Below are 18,978 nucleotides of genomic sequence, written 5' to 3'. Positions count from 1 at the left end.
CACGGGCACGAGGGGTGCAGGGGCCGCGGAGGGGCGGGTTCTCGGCCGCCCCTCCCCACGGAGCCGGTCACCCGGGATGCGCGACGAGGTCGTCGGGGCCCGGGGTGGCCGGTGAGCGGTGCCCCGACAGGGCCAGGGTCAGGTCGAGTTCGGCGAGCAGGCAGCGGATCACGTGCTCGACGCCCGCCTGTCCGTCGAGGCCCAGCCCGTAGACGTAGGGCCGGCCGAGGAGTACCGCGCGCGCCCCGAGCGCCAGCGCCTTGAAGACGTCGTCGCCGGTGCGGACACCGCTGTCGAACAGGACGGTCAGCCGGTCGCCGACCGCCTCCACCACCCGCGGCAGCGCGTCGGCCGCCGCGACCGAACCGGCCACCTGACGGCCGCCGTGGTTGGAGACCACCACACCGTCCATCCCCGCGTCGGCCGCCATCCGCGCGTCGTCCGGGTGCAGAACGCCCTTGAGCACGATCGGACCGTCCCAGTTCTCCCGCAGGAACGCCAGGTCCGGCCAGGACTTGGCGGGATCGGAGAACATGCCGACGAAGTGCATCACCGCCGCGTTCGGGTCCTCGTGCACCGGCTTCGCCAGCCCCGCCCCGAACGCCGGGTCGGAGAAGTAGTTGGCGGTGCCCACCCCGTGCAGGAACGGCAGGTACGCCTGGTCGAGATCGCGCGGCCGCCACGACAGCAGGGGCGTGTCCAGCGTGACGAACAGCGCGCTGTACCCGGCCGCCTTCGCACGGCCCAGGAAACTGCGGGCCACCTCGCGGTCCTTGGGCCAGTAGAGCTGGAACCACCGTTCGGCGTCGCCCATCGCCTCGGCGACCTGCTCCATGGGGGTGCTCGACGCCGAGGAGAGGACGTACGGCACGCCCTGGGCGGCGGCGGCCCGGGCGGCGGCGGGCTCCGCGTCCGGGTGCATGATCGACAGGACCCCGACCGGCGCCAGCGCCAGCGGGGCGGGCAGCGGGCGGCCCAGCACCTCGACCGACAGGTCCCGCTCGTGCACGTCCCGCAGCATGCGCGGCACGATCCGATGCCGGTCCAGGGCCGCCCGGTTGGCGCGGGCGGTGCTGCCGTCCCCCGCGCTCCCCGCGACATACCCCACGGGACCGGGACCGAGCCGCCGCTCGGCCAGCTCCTCCAGCCGGGTCAGATCGGTGGGCAGGCGCGGTACGGCGCCCGTCATCCCGTTCAGATAGATCTCGTACTGGAAATCCGCCCAGTGCTTCGCCATCCCAGGCTCCCGCCTCTCGTCGTCGAGCTCGCGCCGCCCAGCACCATACCCGCGAGTATGTCGAGGCGGCCCGCCGGGCGAACGGGTCTGTTTCGGGAGTGTTTCAGGCCTATCGGTGAACGCGCGGATCACGCCATCCGGCCAGTTCACGCCTCAATGACCGATCAAGAACCGCCCTGTTCCGGACTTGGAACGTTCGAATTCTGTGACTTCACGCCACTGATTCAATACGCAAGGTTACCGAAACGCGTGGGGTCGATATGAGTTTCGGCGACGGACTAGGCAGACTCGCGCTCGCCGTTCCGGCACCGACCGAGCCGGGCCGGCATCACCCTCGAAACGAGCGGAAGGATGCACACAATGCGGAACACCGCGCGCTGGGCAGCGACTCTGGGCCTGACGGCCACCGCCGTCTGCGGGCCCCTCGCCGGGGCCTCTCTCGCCTCCCCGGCCACCGCCCCCGCGTCGCTCCACGCCCCCTCGGCCCTCGTGCTGACCATCGGGCACGGAGAGAGCGCTGCCACCGCCGTACCCGTACGCGCGGTCACGTTGACCTGCGCGCCCACGGCCTCCGGAACCCATCCCGCCACGGTCTCGGCCTGTGCCGAACTGCTCGGCGCGGGCGGTGACTTCGACGCCCTGGCGGCGGACACCGGTGTGATGTGCACCCGGGAGTACGCCCCCGTGGTCGTCACCGTCGACGGGGTCTGGCAGGGCCGGCGCCTCTCCTACGAGCGCACCTTCGCCAACGAGTGCGTGAAGAACGCGGGCAGCAACAGCGTCTTCACGTTCTGAGGACCGGGACCGCCCGGCCCGTGCGGCGTGACCGGCGGCTCGCTACTGGGGAGTGCGAGCGCTGCCGTACGGAACGCGCGGTCCCGTACCGGGGACGGCGGACGGAGTGGGGCCGTCCGCCGTTCTCCGCTGTCCGGCGACCGGAGCCAACCGGCCGGACGTCCCTCGCCGCCCGGTCAGTCCCTCGCCGGCGGCCCCTCGCCGGTGCCGGACGTCCTGGCGCGGTGGCTGGTGTCGCACCAGGGGAAGCGCCGGCTCCGCCGGCAGGTGCACAGGGCGACCTGGAAGCGGTCGGAGGACACCGTGGTCCCGTCCTCCAGCTCCACCTCCACCGGGCCCTCCACCAGCAGGGGCCCGCGGCGCTGCACCTTGACCCGGCGCGCGTCACCGGTCGGGCGGGGAGTCTCAGACGGGGAGTTCGGCACGGACGACCACCAGTTCCTCTTCCTTCTCGGCCAGGGACAGCAGCCCGCGCTGCCGCAGCCAGCGCTCGCGGCCGCGCACCACGGGCCCGAAGGCGATCCGCTGCCGCCGGGTGACCGCCGCCTTGAGGCCGGCCTCGCGCAGCTGCGTGACGGTCCGCTCGGGATCGCTGAGCGCCGACTGCACCAGTAGCAGCACACCGCCGGGCCGCAGCAGGGCGGGTGCCTCGCGGCAGATCCGGTCCAGGACCAGTCGGCCGTCGTGCCCCGCGTCCCAGGCCCGCGCCGCGCCGCGCGGCCGGCGGCCGCCGCCCGGAGCCGGGACGTACGGGGGGTTGGCCAGCACCAGGTCGAAGGTCTCACCGCGTACGGGCGTGAAGAGGTTGCCGTGCCGGACGCGGATCCGCAGTCCGGCCCGGGCGGCGTTCACCCGGGCCGCGCAGACCGCGCGCCACGACACGTCCACCGCGGTCACCCGCGCGCCCCGCCGGGCCGCGGTCAGGGCCAGTGCGCCCGTGCCGGTCCCCACGTCCAGCACGGACGCGGCCGGGGGGAGCGACTCGTCGGACAGCGCCCCGGCCAGCAGGGCGGTGTCCTCCTGAGGGGCGTAGACGCCCGGAAGCACCATGAAGTTCACGGAACCCGCGTACCCCGGCAGTCACGAAATATGGGAGGTTTCGGAAGGCTCGTGGGGCGCCCGGGGCAGCGGGGTACGCAGGGACGAGCGACCGGCCCGCCAGTCGGCGAGCAGCCGGGCGCCGAAGCGGTCCTCCAGGTGGCCGGTGGCGTCGATGCCGAACGCGACGTCCGCCGCGAGGTGCGGTTCCTGCTCCAGCAGACCGTCGATCACCTCGTGCCGGACGATCTGCTCGTGCACCGCGTCGGCCTCGACGTGCTCGTCGTAGAAGTGCTCGGCGGCCGGTCCGGCGCCGGTGCGGCGCATCGCCTCGGCGAGCCGCCGGGAACCCGGCGACGAGGTGATCTCGACCGCCGCGAAATGACCCACCAGAGCGCCGCGCAGGGACCGGTGCAGGCCGAAGAGGGACATCATGTTCACCGTGGCCAGGCACTCGGCGGACGCCGCGTCCAGGTGGCGCCCGTACGTGGTGTCCAGACCGAGGTCCGTCATCAGGTCGGCGAAGAGACGGGCGTGCACCCGGTCGGGGCGGCCGCCGCCGTACTCGTCGAACTCCACCGCCGCCATCGCCGCCTTCGCGCGCCCCCACAGCCGCGGCAGCACCCAGGCGTGCGGGTCGGCCTCCTTGAGGTGGTACAGGGAGCGCTGGGCCGCGTACTCGCGCAGGTGCCACAGCTCGCCCTCGTCCCGCAGGAAGTGGCTGACGCCCTTGCCGTCGACGGGCTCCACGAGCAGGGCCCCGACCGCGTCCTCCACGGTGTCGTGGACCTGGGTGTCGGCGCGCAGCGCGGACAGGAAGCGGTCCTCCAGCGCGGCCCGGGTGCGCAGCAGGTCGGGGTCCCATTCGAGGCCGGGGGACACCCCGGCGAAACCCCGGTAGTGCAGCTCGTAGCACTGGTACAGGGCGAGCTGGAGGTCGTCGCCGTACGCCGGGGCGGCGGCGACGGCCTCCGGTGCGGGCAGCGGGCCGGCCCCGAGCAGATACGAGCCGACGGCCGCGGAGAGCGGCCCCCGGGCCGTCGGCAACTGTGGTCCTTCGCGGTCGTACTCCATGGCGTCGCGAGTACCCGGCGCGGGCCGTGGCACCCCCGGCGGGACGGAGTCCCGCGTCACTCTCCCTCCGCGTCCTGCTGCGCGGCGGTGTTCGGCGAGGTGGCGTCCCCTGCCTCGCCCCGGCGCGGCTCGTCGTCGGACTCGGCGTCACGGGGCCTGCCGTCCCGGACCTCGCGCAGGACCTCCTCGACGGCGGTCTCGGGCTGCTCGGGCTGCTCGTGGGCGTGTTCGCCGTTGCGGGACACGGGTGTCTCCTTTCCTCGTGCGGGGGTTCCGGCTCATTGGGTCATTCGGCCTGCCGGTTACCGGTTGCCGGTCGCTCGTGCGGGCGGTGCGGGTGCGTGCCTCTCAGCTCGTGGTGGTCGCGACGTGCAGGGGCACCGGAGCCGGTGCGGTGACCTCGTCGCTGCGCCGGGTCACCTCCGCCCACCAGGACGGCCCGTCCTCGATGTGGCGCAGCAGGATGCCCTCGCGGATCGCCCAGGGACAGAGCGTGACCGTCTCCAGCCCGGTCAGCTTCATCGCGGTGTGGCCGACCACCGCCCCGGCCACGCTCTGGGCCGACCGGGGCGCGGAGATGCCGGGCAGCCGGGCCCGCTCCGCGGCGGTCAGCGCGGCCAGCCGGCCGGCCGCCTCGCCGAGGTCCGAGCAGCGCATCTGCCGCTCCACGAACGGGCCGTGCCGGCCCGGCGACGCCCCGCACAGCCGTCCGAGCTGCTGGAAGGTCCGCGAGGTGGCCGCGGCGGTACGGGGCCCCTCCCAGCGGATCCGCGCCGCCACGTCCCGCAGCTGATGGCGGACGCTGCGGCGCAGCGCGCGTATCCGCTCCGACGGCACCGCGTCCTCGCCGCCCTCCAGGAACTCGTGGGTCAGCCGCGCCGCGCCGAGGGGGAGTGAGGCCACGAAGTCCGGCAGCCGGCCGCGGCCGAAGGCGACCTCCAGGGAGCCGCCGCCGATGTCGAGCAGGGCGAGCGGACCGGACCGCCAGCCCATCCAGCGCCGGGCCCCCAGGAAGGTCAGCTCCGCCTCCACCTCACCGGGCAGGGTGCACAGCACGACGCCGGTGCGGTTGCGGACGGTGCGCAGCACCTCGTGGCGGTTGGGCGCGGCACGCACCACCGCGGTCGCGAAGGCCAGCGGACCCGCCGCGCCCCACCGGGCCGCGGTCCTGTGCGCGCCGTCGACCGCCTCCACCAGCCGTTCCACGGCCTCCTCGGGCACCGGTTCCCCCGGCTTGACCTGCTCGGAGAGGCGCAGCCGCCACTTGGCCGTGTGGACCGGCAGGGGGACCCCGCCCTCCGCGTCCGCCACCATGAGCCGGACGGTCTTCGACCCCACGTCCACCACGCTGATACGCATGAGGGCTCAGGTACCCATTAACGGGCCGGTCCAACGGGCGCAGGGGGCGAGGAGGCCGGAAACCCGCGCCGGGCCGTCCGGCCCCCGGTCAGGCCAGCTGCCGCCGCACCAGCTCGTGCAGCCGGCCCCCGGTGTCCGCCAGCAGCTCGGCCGGCGGTCCTTGCTGGGCCACCTTGCCGTCCTCCATCACGATCACACGGTCGGCGTCCAGCACCGTGGACAGGCGGTGCGCGATGACGACGCGGGAGGCGTTGAGGGCCTTGGTGGACTCGATCACCGTGCGCTGCGTCTCGTTGTCCAGGGCGCTGGTCGCCTCGTCGAAGAAGAGGATGCGCGGCCGGCGGATCAGCGCCTGCGCGATCATCAGCCGCTGCCGCTGACCACCCGAGACGGCGCCGCTGCCCGACACGATCGTGTGCAGGCCCATCGGCATCCGCCTGATGTCCTCGGCGAGCCCGGCCATCTCGGCCGCCGCCATCGCCTCCTCCGGCGTGTAGGCCTCGGTGCCGCAGATGACGTCCAGGATCGAGCCCGTGAAGGGCTGGGCGTGCTGGAGCACCACCCCGCACTGCCGGCGCACCGCCGACTGGTCCAGTGCGGCGAGGTCCTGCCCGTCGTACAGGACGCTGCCCGACAGCGGCCGGTCGAAGCCGATCAGCAGCCTGAGCAGGGTGGACTTTCCGCAGCCGCTGGGGCCGACGACCGCCACGAACTCGCCCGGCCGCACCTCGAAGGACACGTCGTCCAGGACCAGCGGCCCGTCGTCGGTGTACCGGAACGACAGCCGCCGCGCCTCGATCGCCCCGGACAGCGGACCCGGCCGGGTGCTGGCCGTGCGGACCTCGGGCGTGGCGTCCAGGACCGGCCTGATCTCCTCGAAGAGCGGCAGCGCGGCCACCGCCGACACGAAGGCGCCGGTCACCTGCGTGACCGAGGTGAGCAGCATCGTCACCGACGCGTTGAAGGTGAGGAACTCGGCCGCGGACATCGAACCGCGCGCCGGACCGGCGAGCAGCATGAACATCAGCAGCGTGCACAGCGGCAGGTACACCGCGCCGAGCACCGCGTTGAGGTTCTTGACCCGCCCCGCCCGCTGCTGGAGCTCACGACTGCGCGCGAACTGCTCGGCCCACGCCGCGTAGGCGTAGTTCTCCGCCGCCGCGACCCGCAGCTTGGGCAGTCCGCGCAGGGTCTGGAAGGCCTGGTTGTTCAGCTTGTTGGTGAGCTGGACCAGCCGCCGCTGCCAGCGCACCTGCCAGAGTCCGAGCCCGAGGAAGACGGCGGCGACGACCACCAGCATGCCGATCGCCGCGAGCGCCATCGGCACGCTGTACCAGAGCAGCAGCCCCAGGTTCATCGCCCCGACGGTCACCGACTGCGCCACGGTCGGGCCCACCCCGGCCAGCAGCCGGCGGATGGCGCTGATGCCCATGGCCGCGCTCGCCAGCTCACCCGTGGAGCGCTCGGTGAAGAACTTCGTCGGCAGCCGCAGCAGCCGGTCCCACACGGCCGGTTGGAGGGTCGCCTCGATGCGGCCCTCGAGACGCAGGATGGTGAGGTTCTGGAGCAGCATGAAGGCCGCCGCGACGACGCTGCTCAGCATCACCGCGAGACAGACCTGCACGATGAGCCCGGTCTGCGCCTTGGGCACGAACTCGCCGAGCACCTTGCCGGTGGCGATCGGCACCAGCGCGCCGATCGCCACCGTCACCAGCCCGCTGAGCAGCAGGGCGGTCAGATCACCGCGGGTGCCCCGGAGACAGAACCGCAGCAGCCGCAGCGGGCTGAGCCGGCGTTCGGGCAGCGGTCGGTAGAACATCACCGCGCGGGGCTCGAACTCCTCCGCGTTCGCCTTCTCGACCGGCGTCTCCCGGCCGGTGGCCGGATGGACGGCCACATAGCCGCCGCGCCGCCACAGGAGCGCCACCGGCGCGCCGGACAGCGCCCGGTGGCCGACCAGCGGTCCGATGTCGTCCCGCCACCACCGGCCCTCCAGCCTGACGGTCCGGGTGCGCAGGCGCGAGGCGACGGCGACCCGCTCCACCGGGTCGATCCGGTCGCTGCCGGTGTCGCTCCGCGCGGGCTCGGCGAGCGGGATGCCGGCGGCCCGGGCGACGAGCTTGCAGGCCGCGTACGTGGCGTCGGCGTCGGCGGCCGTGGCGCGCTGCCCCGACGGCTTGCCGATGGAGGCCAGCAAGGTCCGGTCGGCCTGGGCGCGCACCGCCTCGCCGGCCTTGATGCCGGCCGCCGTGCGGGTCTCGTGGGTGCGCTCCAGCTGTTCGATCCAGCGGTCCAGCGTGGTCAGCAGCCGGTACTGCTGGTCGACCATGCTCTGCCACAGCGCCGGGTCCATCAGCAGGTCGGCGGCGGCCTCGTCGCCGTACACCGCGCCGTACTGCACGCTGCCCGGCGGGACCTGCATCCAGAACACGTCGTCGTCCGAGGGCGCCGCGGTCCGTTCGTCGGCCATCGGCGCCTGGAAGAGGACGGTCAGGCCGCGGCCCACTCCGAGGGCGAGGGCGTACTCCAGCGGGCTCGTCGTCGGCGGAACGTACTGGGGGTTGCCGTACTCGTCGTACGACCACGTCTGCGTGTGCGCCGGCTGGTACAGCTCGCGCAGGCCGATACGGTGCACCACGCAGTCCCGCAGCGGACGCGCGACCAGGGTGTGCTGGGGCCCGGTGACCGGCCCGAGCAGCACCGAGCCCGCCTCCAGGCGGCCCAGGTGGTGCCAGTGCCCCTGCTGCCCGGCGTCCACCGCGAACAGGTCCACCGCGCCGGACGCCACCAGCCACAGCACCTGCGGGCCCTCCAGGTCGAGGCGGCCGAACCCGGCGCAGTCGACGCGCGTGCCCAGTGAGCCGAGCGCCCCGAGGACGACGTCGCCCTGTCCTTCGTGCACCGCTGTCATCTCACCGCTCCCTGACCAGCGCCGCGTACGCGGCGCCCTGCGCCACCAGCTCTTCGTGCCGTCCGCGCTCCACGACCGTGCCGTGCGCCAGGACGACGATCTCGTCGCTGTCCCGCACGGTGCTCAGCCGGTGCGCGATCACCACGCAGGCGCAGCCGCGACGGCGCAGGTTGTCCATGACGACCTGCTCGGTCTCCGCGTCGAGCGCGCTGGTCACCTCGTCGAGGACGAGGATGCTGGGCCGGCGCACCAGGGCCCGCGCGATCTCCAGGCGCTGGCGCTGCCCGCCGGAGAAGTTCCGGCCGTCCTGCTCGACCCGGCTGTGGATGCCGCCCGGACGGCGCGTCACCACGTCGTACAGGGCGGCGTCCCGGAGCGCGTCCACCACGGCGTCGTCCGGGACCGACGGGTCCCACAGCGCCACGTTGTCGCGGACGGAACCCTCGAAGAGGAACACGTCCTGGTCGACGAAGGAGACGGAGGACGCCAGGGCCCCGCGCGGAATGTCCTCGATGCGCTGCCCGTCGACGCGGATCACCCCGTCCCACGGGGTGTAGAGCCCCGAGATCAGCCGGGAGACCGTCGACTTGCCGCTGCCCGAGCCGCCGACGAGGGCCACCTGCTGCCCCGGCCCGACGGTCAGGTCGAAGCCGCTGAGGAGGGGCTTGTCGAGGGGGTTGTAGCCGAAGGAGATGTTCTGCAGCTCGACATGGCCGTGCAGCCGGCGCGTCGAGTCGACCCCGCCGGGGCGGTCGTAGAGCGGGTCCGTGCGGAAGTTCTCCACGTCCTTCAGCCGGGCCACGTCGGCCGCGAAGTCCTGGATGCGGCCCGCGACGCCGTTGAGCCGGGTCAGCGGAGCGGTGAAGCGGACCACCAGTGCCTGGAAGGCGACCAGCAGGCCCACCGAGATGTGCCCCTCCACGGCGCGCATGCCGCCGATCCACAGGATCAGCGCGCTGTTGAGCGTCGCGAGCGTCGGCGCGACCACGCCCAGCCAGGCGCTCGGCACGCCCAGCCGCTGCTGTTCCTCCAGCGTGGTGGCGTGCTGCCCCGCCCACTTGCGGAAGTAGCCGTCCTCGCCGCCGGTCGCCTTCATCGTCTCGATCAGCTGGAGGCCGGTGTACGCGGTGTTGGTCAGCCGCGCCGTGTCCGCCCGCAGCTTCGCCGTACGCGTCGCGCGCAGCCGGATGACGATCCGCATGGCGAGGATGTTGAGCAGGGCCACGCCGATGCCCACGAAGGTGAGCTGCGGGTCGTACGTGTACAGCAGCACGGCGTAGAGCACGACGACGATCGCGTCGACGCCCGCGGCGGCGAGGTCGCGGGCCAGCGTCTCGGCCACCGCGTCGTTGGACTGGAGGCGCTGCACCAGGTCGGCGGGGCTGCGCTGGGAGAAGAAGGTCACCGGCAGCCGCAGCAGGTGGCGCAGGAAGCGGGCGCTGGAGAGGGTGGAGGAGATGATGCGGCCGTGCAGCAGGTTGGCCTGCTGGAGCCAGGTCAGCACCACGGTGAGCAGGACGCAGGCGGCCATCGACGTGAAGAGCACGCCCAGCAGCGAGGTCTGCCCGCCGATCAGGAACATGTCGATGTAGGTGCGGCTGAGCGCGGGCACCGCGGCGCCCACCGCCACCAGCAGCAGACTCGCCAGCACCGCGGCGGGCAGGGTGCCCGCGGTGCCGCGCAGCCGGGCCGGCATCGCGCCGAGCACGCCGGGCTTGCGCCCGCCCCGGGTGAAGCCGTCGCCGGGCTCCATGGTCAGGACGACGCCGGTGAAGCTGGTGTCGAATTCCTCCAGGGTCACGAAGCGGCGGCCCTTGCCCGGGTCGTTGATGAAGACCCCGCGGCGGCCGAACCGCCGGCCCACGCCGTCGTAGACGACGTAGTGGTTGAACTCCCAGAAGAGGATGGCCGGTGCCGTCACCTCGGCGAGGGCGGCCAGGTCCATCTGCATGCCCTTGGCGGTGAAGCCGTAACCGCGCGCGGCCTTCAGCAGGTTGCTCGCCCGCGAGCCGTCCCGGGAGACGCCGCAGGCGATGCGCAGCTCCTCCAGCGGGACGTGCCGGCCGTAGTGGCCGAGCACCATGGCGAGGGAGGCCGCGCCGCACTCCACGGCCTCCATCTGGAGCACGGTCGGAGTGCGGACGGTCTTCGCCCGGCCGCTCCTGGGCACCTTGCGCTGCGGCGGGGCGGCGCGGCGTCTGCCCCGGGTCTCCTGTGCGGTGGTCACGGCAGCAGCCAATCGAGGGGACGCTCGTCGGCCAGCCGGACGGAACCCGAGGCCATGGTCATGGAGGTCAGGCCGAAGGGCGGCCCGTCCGCGGACGACCACGCGTAGCCGCTTCGCGTGGACTTCGAGGTGGTCAGCCGGACGGTCACGGCCACCGGCCTGCCCTCCTTGGTGAACTGCTCGCCGAGCTGGCTGTCGCCGAGGAAGGCGGAGATGGTCTGCGCCGACTGGGCCGAGCGGTCCACGGACTGCACCTTCCCGTGCAGTACGCCGTACTGCTGGGCGGGGACGGACTGGACGGTCAGGTCGACGGAGGCGTGTGCGGGGATGGCGGCGGCCTTCTCGGCGGGGACGTAGACGGTGGCGTAGAGCGGGTCGTCGGCGTGGGCGACCTTCTCGACCGAGGCGACGTTCGCACCGGTCTGGATGATCTGGCCGACGGTGGCGGCGAGCGCGCTGACCCGGCCGGCGTCGACGGTGCGGACGACGCTCTCGCCCTCGGTGGTGCGGACCTTCAGCACGGGGGAGTCGGCGGGCAACCGCTCGCCCTGGCGCGCGAGGACCGCGGTGACCTGGCCGGACACCGGGCTCTGCAGGAGGTAACTGCCCTGTCCGTGGGTGAGGATCGCGGGCGCCTCGACGGTGGAGGTCACCGAGCCGCCCACCGCCCACACACACGCGGCGGCCATCGCGACGAGGGTCACGGACAGCACCACCCAGCCCTGCGGGCGGGCGAAGCGCACCGGGAGGTCGAGCTCCTCCGGTGACTGGAGTTTGGCGAGGGCCTGTTGGCGGAACTGCACGTCGGACGTATCCCAGGGTTTTCCGGCGAAGCCACGGAAGCGACCGTGGGCGGTGCCACGGAGCGAGCCGTGACCGGTGCCACGGAGGCCGTGGAGGAACGGCCGAAAAGCCCCGGAGCCTGGGTGGCTCCGGGACTCAGCGGCACAGAGGCGCGATCAGAGACCGGCGACCAGGTTGGTGACCGGGGCCGTGTTCAGGCCGGTGACGCCCTCGACGGTGCCGATCGCGGTGTTGAGCAGGCCCGAGACCGGGGCGATGCCGTCCACCAGGCCGGTGACGGTGCCGACGGCGTTCACGGACAGACCGCCGGAGACGTTGTCGAGCTCGGCGTCGGAGATCTCGACGGTCTCAACCTGGGGGGTGGAGTTCATGGGGGAACTTCCCTTCGTATAGCCATTTCACAAGGGGGGAGCGGCCCCCCTCTGGGGACAGATGACGGCCGCGACCGCGGGCGCCGGGCGCCCCTTTCCGGAGCCCTCCGCGGCCCCCGCGGTGCGATGGATCAAAGCACGCGGCCGGTCCGCGGTTCCACTCAATCAACCCTCCCACCAGGGCACTTGCGAGGCTTGGGCAACCATCCGTGCAGGTGCGCGCACGCCTTCGCGGCCACTTCTTCACACGGCCCGCGACATCGGTCCCCGCGAGCCCTTGCCCAAGGGCGGTGAATCCGGCACTTCGGTCCCGGAGGCGCACCGGGCGCGGTGCGCTTGTGCAGATCCCCCAGTGGGGGTGACCGGGTTGGGCATGCGCTGTGCAGATTCGCTGAAGCCGGGATTCCGCTCTCTGATCGGAACGGACCGTTGCCGACCGGTCGCGGAGAGTGTCGTTCGGGCGTGTTTGAACGGCCCGTCGCGTCCGTGCGTACCAACAGCCATCCAGGCGCCCCCCGACAGCTGCCGGACCGGCGGCACGGACCCCGTCCCAGGAGGTCGAGAAGGTTGAGTCACAAGCGAATTCCGAAGCGCAGGGCCGCGATCGCGGCAGGTGGTGTGGTGGCGCTCGGCGCGGCCGCCGTCCTGCTGCCGCACGCCAACGCCTCGCAGGACGGCGGGTCCGCCGGCGGCACGACGGCGCCGAGGACCCTCAAGGCGGCGGACGCGTCGGATCTCGCCTCGCAACTCGCCGGCCTGCTCGGCGACGCCTTCGCGGGCTCCTACTACGACGCCGGCGAGCAGCAGCTCGTCGTCAACGTCGTGCCCGGCGACAACAACCAGGTCATCGTGGAGGCGAAGAAGGCGGGCGCGGACGTCCGCGAGGTCGACAACAGCATGGGCGAGCTGCGCGGTGGCGCGCGGACCCTGAGGTCCGGGGCGAGCGTCCCGGGTACCGCGTGGGCGATCGACCCGCGCACCAACAAGATCCTGGTGACCGCCGACAGCACCGTCACCGGCGCCGAGTGGGACCGGTTGGAGTCCACCGTCGAGGGCCTCGGATCCGGCATGGCGACCCTCCGGAAGTCCGAGGGCACCTTCAAGACCTTCGCTTCGGGCGGGGACGCGATCTTCGGCGGTGGCGCGCGCTGCTCCCTCGGCTTCAACGTCACCGCGGGCGACGGCGCGCCCGCCTTCCTGACGGCCGGTCACTGCGGAGTCGCGGACGACCAGTGGTCCGACGCGCAGGGCGGACAGCCCATCGCCACCGTCGACCAGGCGGTCTTCCCCGGCGAGGGCGACTTCGCGCTCGTGCGGTACGACGACCCGGCGACCGAGGCGCCGAGCGAGGTGAACCTCGGCGACCAGACCGTCCCGATCAGCCAGGCCGCGGAGGCGACGGTCGGCCAGGAGGTCTTCCGCATGGGCAGTACGACGGGACTGGCCGACGGCCAGGTCCTCGGCCTGGACGCCACCGTCAACTACCCGGAGGGCACGGTCACCGGCCTCATCCAGACCGACGTGTGCGCCGAACCGGGCGACAGCGGCGGCTCCCTGTTCACCCAGGACGGTCTCGCGATCGGGCTGACCTCCGGCGGCAGCGGTGACTGCGCCGTCGGCGGCGAGACCTTCTTCCAGCCGGTCACCACCGCCCTGGAGGCGGTCGGCGCCACCCTGGGCGGCGCCGCGCCCGGCGGCGCGGGCGAACAGGCGGGCGGCGAGGAGGCCGGTGCGGAAGAGGGCGGCGGGGTCGGTGACGCCGTCGGCGGTGGCGACCAGGCCGGCGGCGGACAGGCCGGCGACGCCGGAGCCGGTGACGACGCCGGTGCGGGCGAGGACGACGGTGCCGGCGCGGGTGACGTCGGTGACGGCACGGGCGCCGGCCACGAGGACGGCACCGGGTCGACGGGCTGACGGTCCGACGGTCCGACGCGCGCCTTGTGCTCGGTGAACCGAGCTCGGTTGATTCCGCACTCGACCAGATGCCGCTGCTTGTAGTCGGTCTTGTCGAAATTCGGTGGTCGACCGCCACGCGCGCCACGCGTGACGCGGTGGCGGTCCCGGTCCGCTGGGCCCGGAATCGTGGCCTTGATCCCACGTCGGCGCAGGTAAGAGCGTTTGCTGCGGTAGTCGTACGTCGTGTCGGCCCGTACCCGGTACGGGCGCTTGCGCGGCCTGCCCGCCGATACGGTCGGCCTGCTGGCCATCCGCATCGCCACCCCGGCCGATCTTGCGGCGACGGCTGAAGAAGCCACTGACCGTCAGCCGATCAGCCGTAGCTTCGTGGAGCACAGGCCGAGGCGGATCGTCTGACCCCAGGTGAGTTCGAGCGCGTCGCTCTCCATACCGTCCCCGAAGGCGACGAGGCGCTCGGACTCCACGGTCACCGTGAGCCGCGCGCCCGCCGACAGTTCACCCGCGTTCAGGCGTGTTCCCGTGGTGGGGGACGGCCACGCCTCCCGGACGAACCAGGCGAGCCGCGCCTCCGTGGGGTGCGGCAGCTGCCACTCGGTGGACCGGTCCTGCCACACGGACCGGAGCCAGCCGCTCGCCCCCGTTCCCGTGCCGATCAGTACTCCCGACGAGGCCTGGGTCTCGACGACACCCCTGTCGCCGTCGAGACCCAGGCGGTACCGGGCGGTACGGTGACCGGCCGCACCGACGTAGATCTCGTTGAGCGCCACCAGGCGTTGCGTGTCGTCGGTGACGGCCTCGACCATGCTCAGCTCGTCCCCGCCCGCGGAGGCGGAGAAGGCGGCGGGCAGCAGCCGGGCGGCGTCCGCCGGCCTGTGCCGTACCAGGACACCCGGATTGCGGCCGGGATCCGCGTCGACGCCGACCACGGGCCGGTCACCGACGTACTGAGCGACGTTGGCCACGAGCCCGTCGTGCCCGACCGCCACCACGACGTCCTCGGGACCGAACAGGAAGCGGTCCAGGTCCGCCCGCTCGACCTGCGCGCGCCGCCAGCTCAGCGGCACCGCAGCCGACACGAGTGCGAGCGCCCGCTCCATCCGGTGATGCCGTTCGACGACCTCCTCGATGGATCTGCCCCGTGAGGACAGGAAGAACGCCGCCTGCCCATGCGTGCCGTGCCGGGCGACCAACTCCTCGTACTCGGTGGCGCGATGTACGAGGACGGCCCGGGGTGCCAGGCTCACGCCGCCGGCTCCTGGCCCGCCCCGAGCCGTGCGAGCAGCCCGGTCAGTACGTCGGGGGAAACGGTGACGCTGTCGATGCGCGGCAGGTTCTCGGCGAGGCGGGTGCCGGTCAGGGCGCGCAGGACCGCTACGTCCACGTCACCGTGCACCCGCAGCCAGGCCGCCTGCGCCTGGGCGCGGGCCTCGCCGACCGCACGGGCGCCCTCCGCCTCCGCTTGCGCGAGGCGCACCGCCCGCTCCGCCTCCGCGCCGACCCGGACCGCGTCGGCCGCCGCCTTCTCCTCCGCTTCCCGGCGGCTGTTGGCGCCGCGCTGCTCGACCAACTGCTCCTCACGCCGCGCGAGTTCGATCTGGCTGGCCAACTCGTTCTCGGCGATCGCGCGTTCACGTTCCACGGCGACCGCGCGCCGCTCGTACGTGGCCCGGTCCGCCTCCTGCTGGATCAGCTCCCGGGCGGGGGTGCGCAGGGCACGCTCCACCTCCGGTTCGGGCCGCACTGCCATCACGCGGACGGCGACGATCTCGATCCCGATGGCGGGCAGCCGCGGCTCCTCGCCGAGTCCCTGGAGCACCCGCTCGCGCACCGCGGGCACGCCTTCGGCGAGAGCCGCCGCAAGGGGTGTGCGGGCCAGTACTTCGAGAGCGTGCTGCTGAGCGCTCTCAGTCAACAGCGTGGCCAGCTGCTCCAACGGGGCGCCGCGCCACACCCCTGTGTCGGGATCGACGGAGAAGTCGAGCCGTTCGGTTGCGACAGCGGGGTCGGCGATGCGGTAGGTGACCGTCGCCTGCACGGCTACGTCCTGGAAGTCGGCGGTCCGGGCGTGGAACGTCATCGTCAGTTCCCGGTCGTCGACCGGCACTTCGGACAGCGCGGCGGCCAGCGGCCGGAACCAGAAGCTCAGCCCGGGACCGTCGTGGGTGAGCTGCCCCGAACGGTGGTGTCGTATGTGGGCCGTGGGCGCCGCCCGCAGATGACGCCAGCCGAAACGCTTGGTGATGTCGGCCATGAGCCCCCCTCTCTTTAGAGTCATAGTGACTATAAAGAAGAGGAGGCATAGCGTCAAGAGGACGAGAAGGGGCTCGTGCTCGGCCGGAAGCTGACATCTCTCGCCGATCGGCGAAGGTGCCCGGGCCTCGTGACGGCGTCCGCCGGCGCCTGGCCGCGTACGGCACGTCGAGCGGACCGTCGGCCAGGACCAGCAGGAGGGGGAGCTCAGGCTCGAAGCCTGGATCGGCAACCAGCACAGCAGGGCCGTGACGCTGGCTGCGGAGCGGGCGGAGCGGCTGTCCGTCATCGGGATGCGGTGGGCGTAGCGGACACGGCCTGAACCAGGCCGCTCCCGACCGTCCTCACACGGTCGTGGTGGACCTCTCGGGTCTTGCTTTTGGCGACTCCTGCACCCTCAACACGTTGATCGAGGTCCCACGCCGTCTTCCCGCCCTGGTCATCGCGGGGAGGGCATCGTCGTCCGGCTCGCCGGTCGGGCCCATTCGACGGGCCCCGGCGGCGTGCTGGTGTGCGCGCACGATGGTGGAGTCGACCGCGACGACCCAGTCGAGGTCGCCTTCGGCGTCGGCCTGGGCGAGCAGGGCGGTGAAGACCATTCTCACGTTGCCGTCAGCGGCCCACTTCCGCAGCCGGTTGTGGGCGCCCTTCCACGAGCCGAAGCGCTCGGCCATGTCCATCCATGGTGTGTCAGTGCGATATGAACGGGATCGCGTCGATCACCTGCCGGTGGTCCCGCCACTGCCCACCCCGCCGAGGGTTCAGGTCCGGCAGCAACGGGTCGATGCGGGCCCTCTGAGAGTCAGTCGACCACGGACCCGGACCAAGGATTCGGTGATCTGAAAGAAGCGGCCTGAGGGCTGTCCGCAACGGGCGTGGAAGCACAGGCGGCTTGAGCCCGGCGGGGTGGGGTGGGCGGATACTGTGGAATGGCTCATCGGAGCGGCGGTCTTGGGGGGACGAGTGGGACGCAGCAGGCTGCCTGTGGAGAACGCAGGCAAGGGCGATCTCTGTCTGTTCATCGAGCCGTACGGTGAGGACTTCCATCTGAAGCCCGGGGAGGTCTTCACGGTCGCGCCTGAAGCCGAGGGAATCGATGTCTGGTTCTCCACCCTCCTCTGGGAGGGAGGCATCACGGTGTGGCCTTATGAGGACGGCGACCCGACCAAGATTGTCCTGGAGTACACAGTGACGGACGCCGACGGAAACCGGCTGGAATGCGGTCACCAAAGGCCTCCGAAGTCGGCTGGCTCTGACGTGACTGAGCTGGGTTGACCCTCCCGGTCACGGGGCCAGGGCGAGGTTCTGCAGCTGGGCGATGCCCAGCATGGCACGGTGGACGCTGTCAGATGATCACAGCCGGCGCCTCCCTATCCTCACGCCGACGCCGGCCACCGCCCTGAGGACGTTCCGGCGTCGGCGGCGCCACGCGTTCGAACGACTCCCACAAGCCGTCCGGCTCCATGCGCTGCACAAGCCCAGTCGTCACCACGCCAGACTGCTGCAAGATCACATAAAGGAAGATGGCGTCTTATAGGGGACGGAGGAATTCCCGGGCTCCGTGCAGGGGGCTGCGCAGGGACCGCCGGGTCGCCTGACTGTCGAGGCGCACGTCGAGGCGCACGTCGAGGGCTCCGGCAACTGCGCTCCGGGCTCGCAGTCCTGCCTGGCACCGCTCGATCAACCGGCGTCTTCCCTCTGCGGACAGCGGTGCGTTCGCATGGGTCACGTACCGAGTCCCTTTTCCTGCGGGTCCGGGCTGCGCGGGACAGGACGAGGTGGTCACACGAGCACGTCTCGTCGCGCCTCGGCCGCTGCGTGCCGGTTGACGGCCCAGACAAGGAGTGCGCAGAGGGCGAAGGCGGCGCCGAGAAGGCTGGATCCAGCCCACCCCGCGGCTGAGTACACCGCGGTGGTGCTGGTTGCTCCGATGGCAGAGCCGAAGGAGTAGAAGAGCATGTAGCCGCCGATGACGCTGCTCGTCCGGTGTGAGTACGCGGCCGTGAGCAGGTGTTGATTGCTGACGTGTACTGCCTGCACCGCGAAGTCGAGAACGATCACGCCGACGACGACCGGCCAGAGCGACCAGGACGCTTGCCCGGTCGCCAGCCATGAAGCGGCCAGCAGTGCAAGCGCACCACCGGTGATGGTGTTGGCGCGGCCGGCGTCAGCCCCCTGCCCGGCTCGGGAGGCGCCCAGCGTCCCGGCGAGCCCGGCGATCCCGAAGAGACCGATCTGGGCCGTGCTCAGATGCCACGGTTCGGCTGCGAGCGGCAGAGCCAGGCCGCTCCACAGCGCGCCGAAGGAAGCAAACAGGAAGAACGCAATCAGTCCGCGTGAGACGAACAGGCGCTCACGAAACAGGCGCCCCAGAGAGACTATGACCGCGCCGTACGTGGCCTGGCGGTCGCGCGGGTCGGATGGCAGGAGCCTCAGCACGAAGCCGGTGAGTGCGAGGAGGAGCACGGCGATTGCCACGTAGATGCTTCGCCAGCCCCAGAGGGCAGCGAGACTGCCGGCGAGCACACGCGCTCCGAGAATGCCGATGACGACGCCGGAGGTCACGGCTCCGAGCGTGCGGCCGCGTTCCGCTGCCGTGGACAGGTCGGCGGCGAAGGCGATCGTGGTCTGAACGACGACCGCGAACAGGCCGGCGAGGGCCAGCCCGGCAAGCAAGAGCCATACCTGGGCAGCGACTGCGGCCAGAGCCATGCCGACCGCGGCGAGAAGAAGGTGCCCGGCGATCAGCTTGCGCCGGTCGAACATGTCCCCCAGAGGGACAAGAAGAGCCAAGCCGATCAGGTAGCCGAGCTGCCCCGTGGTGACGATCCAACCCAAGTCGGCTTCCGGTAGGCCCAGGTCACCGCCGATCTGGGCCAGTACGGGCTGCGCCGCATAGATCGTCGCGACCGCGACCGCACAGACCACGGCGAACAGCATCCTCCGGCCAGACGTGAGACCCACTGACACACCCCCAATGAGTTGCAAACTGAAA

17 protein-coding genes are annotated in these 18,978 nt (G+C 72.2%); 3 read left to right on the top strand and 14 right to left on the bottom strand.

All coding sequences use genetic code 11. The features are described 5' to 3' along the window. Positions 1-67: 67 nt before the first annotated feature. A complete protein-coding gene (locus ACGF5T_RS11180; protein WP_356605020.1) occupies positions 68-1,237 on the bottom strand; it encodes a lactate 2-monooxygenase in 1,170 nt (389 codons plus the stop codon). Positions 1,238-1,597: 360 nt separating this feature from the next. On the opposite strand from ACGF5T_RS11180, the gene ACGF5T_RS11175 reads away from it, so the two are divergent. Then, positions 1,598-2,032, top strand: coding sequence for a protease inhibitor (locus ACGF5T_RS11175; protein ID WP_366767152.1), 435 nt, complete (start codon positions 1,598-1,600; stop codon positions 2,030-2,032). Positions 2,033-2,208: 176 nt separating this feature from the next. Here ACGF5T_RS11175 and ACGF5T_RS11170 read toward each other — a convergent pair whose 3' ends face one another. From ACGF5T_RS11170 to ACGF5T_RS11130, 9 genes are all read right to left on the bottom strand, one after another. Next, the gene (locus ACGF5T_RS11170) at positions 2,209-2,457 is read right to left on the bottom strand and encodes a CDGSH iron-sulfur domain-containing protein (protein WP_356605016.1); all 249 of its coding nucleotides are present in this window, start codon (positions 2,455-2,457) and stop codon (positions 2,209-2,211) included. Then, a complete protein-coding gene (locus ACGF5T_RS11165; protein ID WP_356605014.1) occupies positions 2,438-3,082 on the bottom strand; it encodes a HemK2/MTQ2 family protein methyltransferase in 645 nt (214 codons plus the stop codon). Before ACGF5T_RS11165 ends, ACGF5T_RS11170 begins: the two co-directional genes overlap by 20 nt. 30 nt (positions 3,083-3,112) lie before the next feature. Continuing rightward, a complete protein-coding gene (locus ACGF5T_RS11160) occupies positions 3,113-4,144 on the bottom strand; it encodes an iron-containing redox enzyme family protein (RefSeq protein WP_366767151.1) in 1,032 nt (343 codons plus the stop codon). A gap of 56 nt (positions 4,145-4,200) precedes the next feature. Further along, complete coding sequence (locus ACGF5T_RS11155; RefSeq protein ID WP_356605011.1) at positions 4,201-4,389, bottom strand: hypothetical protein; 189 nt, start codon at positions 4,387-4,389, stop codon at positions 4,201-4,203. Positions 4,390-4,492: 103 nt separating this feature from the next. Continuing rightward, the gene (locus ACGF5T_RS11150; protein ID WP_361015039.1) at positions 4,493-5,503 is read right to left on the bottom strand and encodes a Ppx/GppA family phosphatase; all 1,011 of its coding nucleotides are present in this window, start codon (positions 5,501-5,503) and stop codon (positions 4,493-4,495) included. Positions 5,504-5,591: 88 nt separating this feature from the next. After that, positions 5,592-8,414, bottom strand: a complete 2,823-nt coding sequence (locus tag ACGF5T_RS11145) for an NHLP bacteriocin export ABC transporter permease/ATPase subunit (RefSeq protein WP_356605007.1) — start codon at positions 8,412-8,414, stop codon at positions 5,592-5,594. Position 8,415: 1 nt separating this feature from the next. Further along, entirely contained in the window at positions 8,416-10,641 is a 2,226-nt protein-coding gene (locus tag ACGF5T_RS11140) for an NHLP family bacteriocin export ABC transporter peptidase/permease/ATPase subunit (protein ID WP_366767150.1), read from the bottom strand. Continuing rightward, positions 10,638-11,444, bottom strand: coding sequence for an HlyD family efflux transporter periplasmic adaptor subunit (locus ACGF5T_RS11135; RefSeq protein WP_356605003.1), 807 nt, complete (start codon positions 11,442-11,444; stop codon positions 10,638-10,640). The genes ACGF5T_RS11140 and ACGF5T_RS11135 overlap by 4 nt, the downstream gene beginning before the upstream one ends. A 156-nt stretch (positions 11,445-11,600) precedes the next feature. Continuing rightward, positions 11,601-11,816 carry a type A2 lantipeptide gene (locus ACGF5T_RS11130; protein WP_311574573.1) on the bottom strand — a complete coding sequence of 72 codons (216 nt, stop codon included), beginning with the start codon at positions 11,814-11,816 and terminating at the stop codon, positions 11,601-11,603. Between the two features lie 567 nt (positions 11,817-12,383). On the opposite strand from ACGF5T_RS11130, the gene ACGF5T_RS11125 reads away from it, so the two are divergent. Then, complete coding sequence (locus tag ACGF5T_RS11125) at positions 12,384-13,730, top strand: S1 family peptidase (RefSeq protein ID WP_366767149.1); 1,347 nt, start codon at positions 12,384-12,386, stop codon at positions 13,728-13,730. 347 nt (positions 13,731-14,077) lie between these two features. Here the strand turns inward: ACGF5T_RS11125 and ACGF5T_RS11120 are convergent, their stop codons facing one another. The 3 genes from ACGF5T_RS11120 to ACGF5T_RS11110 all read right to left on the bottom strand — a co-directional run bounded on the left by ACGF5T_RS11120 (position 14,078) and on the right by ACGF5T_RS11110 (position 16,657). Beyond that, positions 14,078-14,977, bottom strand: a complete 900-nt coding sequence (locus tag ACGF5T_RS11120; protein WP_356604999.1) for a hypothetical protein — start codon at positions 14,975-14,977, stop codon at positions 14,078-14,080. Next, a complete protein-coding gene (locus tag ACGF5T_RS11115; RefSeq protein ID WP_356604997.1) occupies positions 14,974-15,984 on the bottom strand; it encodes an SPFH domain-containing protein in 1,011 nt (336 codons plus the stop codon). Before ACGF5T_RS11115 ends, ACGF5T_RS11120 begins: the two co-directional genes overlap by 4 nt. Positions 15,985-16,327: 343 nt before the next feature. Then, a complete protein-coding gene (locus ACGF5T_RS11110; RefSeq protein WP_366767148.1) occupies positions 16,328-16,657 on the bottom strand; it encodes a hypothetical protein in 330 nt (109 codons plus the stop codon). Between the two features lie 310 nt (positions 16,658-16,967). Here ACGF5T_RS11110 and ACGF5T_RS11105 point away from each other — a divergent pair, with 310 nt between their 5' ends. Next, complete coding sequence (locus ACGF5T_RS11105; RefSeq protein ID WP_361015030.1) at positions 16,968-17,258, top strand: hypothetical protein; 291 nt, start codon at positions 16,968-16,970, stop codon at positions 17,256-17,258. A 507-nt stretch (positions 17,259-17,765) separates the two neighbouring features. On the opposite strand, the gene ACGF5T_RS11100 is transcribed toward ACGF5T_RS11105, so the two are convergent. Further along, entirely contained in the window at positions 17,766-18,923 is a 1,158-nt protein-coding gene (locus tag ACGF5T_RS11100; protein WP_366767175.1) for an MFS transporter, read from the bottom strand. Between the last annotated feature and the right edge of the window lie 55 nt (positions 18,924-18,978).

The sequence above is a fragment of the Streptomyces sp. NPDC047853 genome (assembly GCF_043204535.1).
Lineage (GTDB): Bacteria > Actinomycetota > Actinomycetes > Streptomycetales > Streptomycetaceae > Streptomyces.
The sequence above is the reverse complement of the archived record's forward strand: the minus strand, read 5'-3'. Positions and strand labels throughout refer to the sequence as shown.

Excerpts from the sequence above, each read along its gene's own strand:
- ACGF5T_RS11180 (WP_356605020.1), bottom strand. The coding sequence starts at position 1,237 with ATGGCGAAGCACTGGGCGGATTTCCAGTACGAGATCTATCTGAACGGG.
- ACGF5T_RS11175 (WP_366767152.1), top strand. The coding sequence starts at position 1,598 with ATGCGGAACACCGCGCGCTGGGCAGCGACTCTGGGCCTGACGGCCACC.
- ACGF5T_RS11165 (WP_356605014.1), bottom strand. The coding sequence starts at position 3,082 with ATGGTGCTTCCGGGCGTCTACGCCCCTCAGGAGGACACCGCCCTGCTG.
- ACGF5T_RS11160 (WP_366767151.1), bottom strand. The coding sequence starts at position 4,144 with ATGGAGTACGACCGCGAAGGACCACAGTTGCCGACGGCCCGGGGGCCG.
- ACGF5T_RS11150 (WP_361015039.1), bottom strand. The coding sequence starts at position 5,503 with ATGCGTATCAGCGTGGTGGACGTGGGGTCGAAGACCGTCCGGCTCATG.
- ACGF5T_RS11145 (WP_356605007.1), bottom strand. The coding sequence starts at position 8,414 with ATGACAGCGGTGCACGAAGGACAGGGCGACGTCGTCCTCGGGGCGCTC.
- ACGF5T_RS11130 (WP_311574573.1), bottom strand. The coding sequence starts at position 11,816 with ATGAACTCCACCCCCCAGGTTGAGACCGTCGAGATCTCCGACGCCGAG.
- ACGF5T_RS11115 (WP_356604997.1), bottom strand. The coding sequence starts at position 15,984 with ATGGCCGACATCACCAAGCGTTTCGGCTGGCGTCATCTGCGGGCGGCG.
- ACGF5T_RS11110 (WP_366767148.1), bottom strand. The coding sequence starts at position 16,657 with ATGGCCGAGCGCTTCGGCTCGTGGAAGGGCGCCCACAACCGGCTGCGG.
- ACGF5T_RS11100 (WP_366767175.1), bottom strand. The coding sequence starts at position 18,923 with ATGCTGTTCGCCGTGGTCTGTGCGGTCGCGGTCGCGACGATCTATGCG.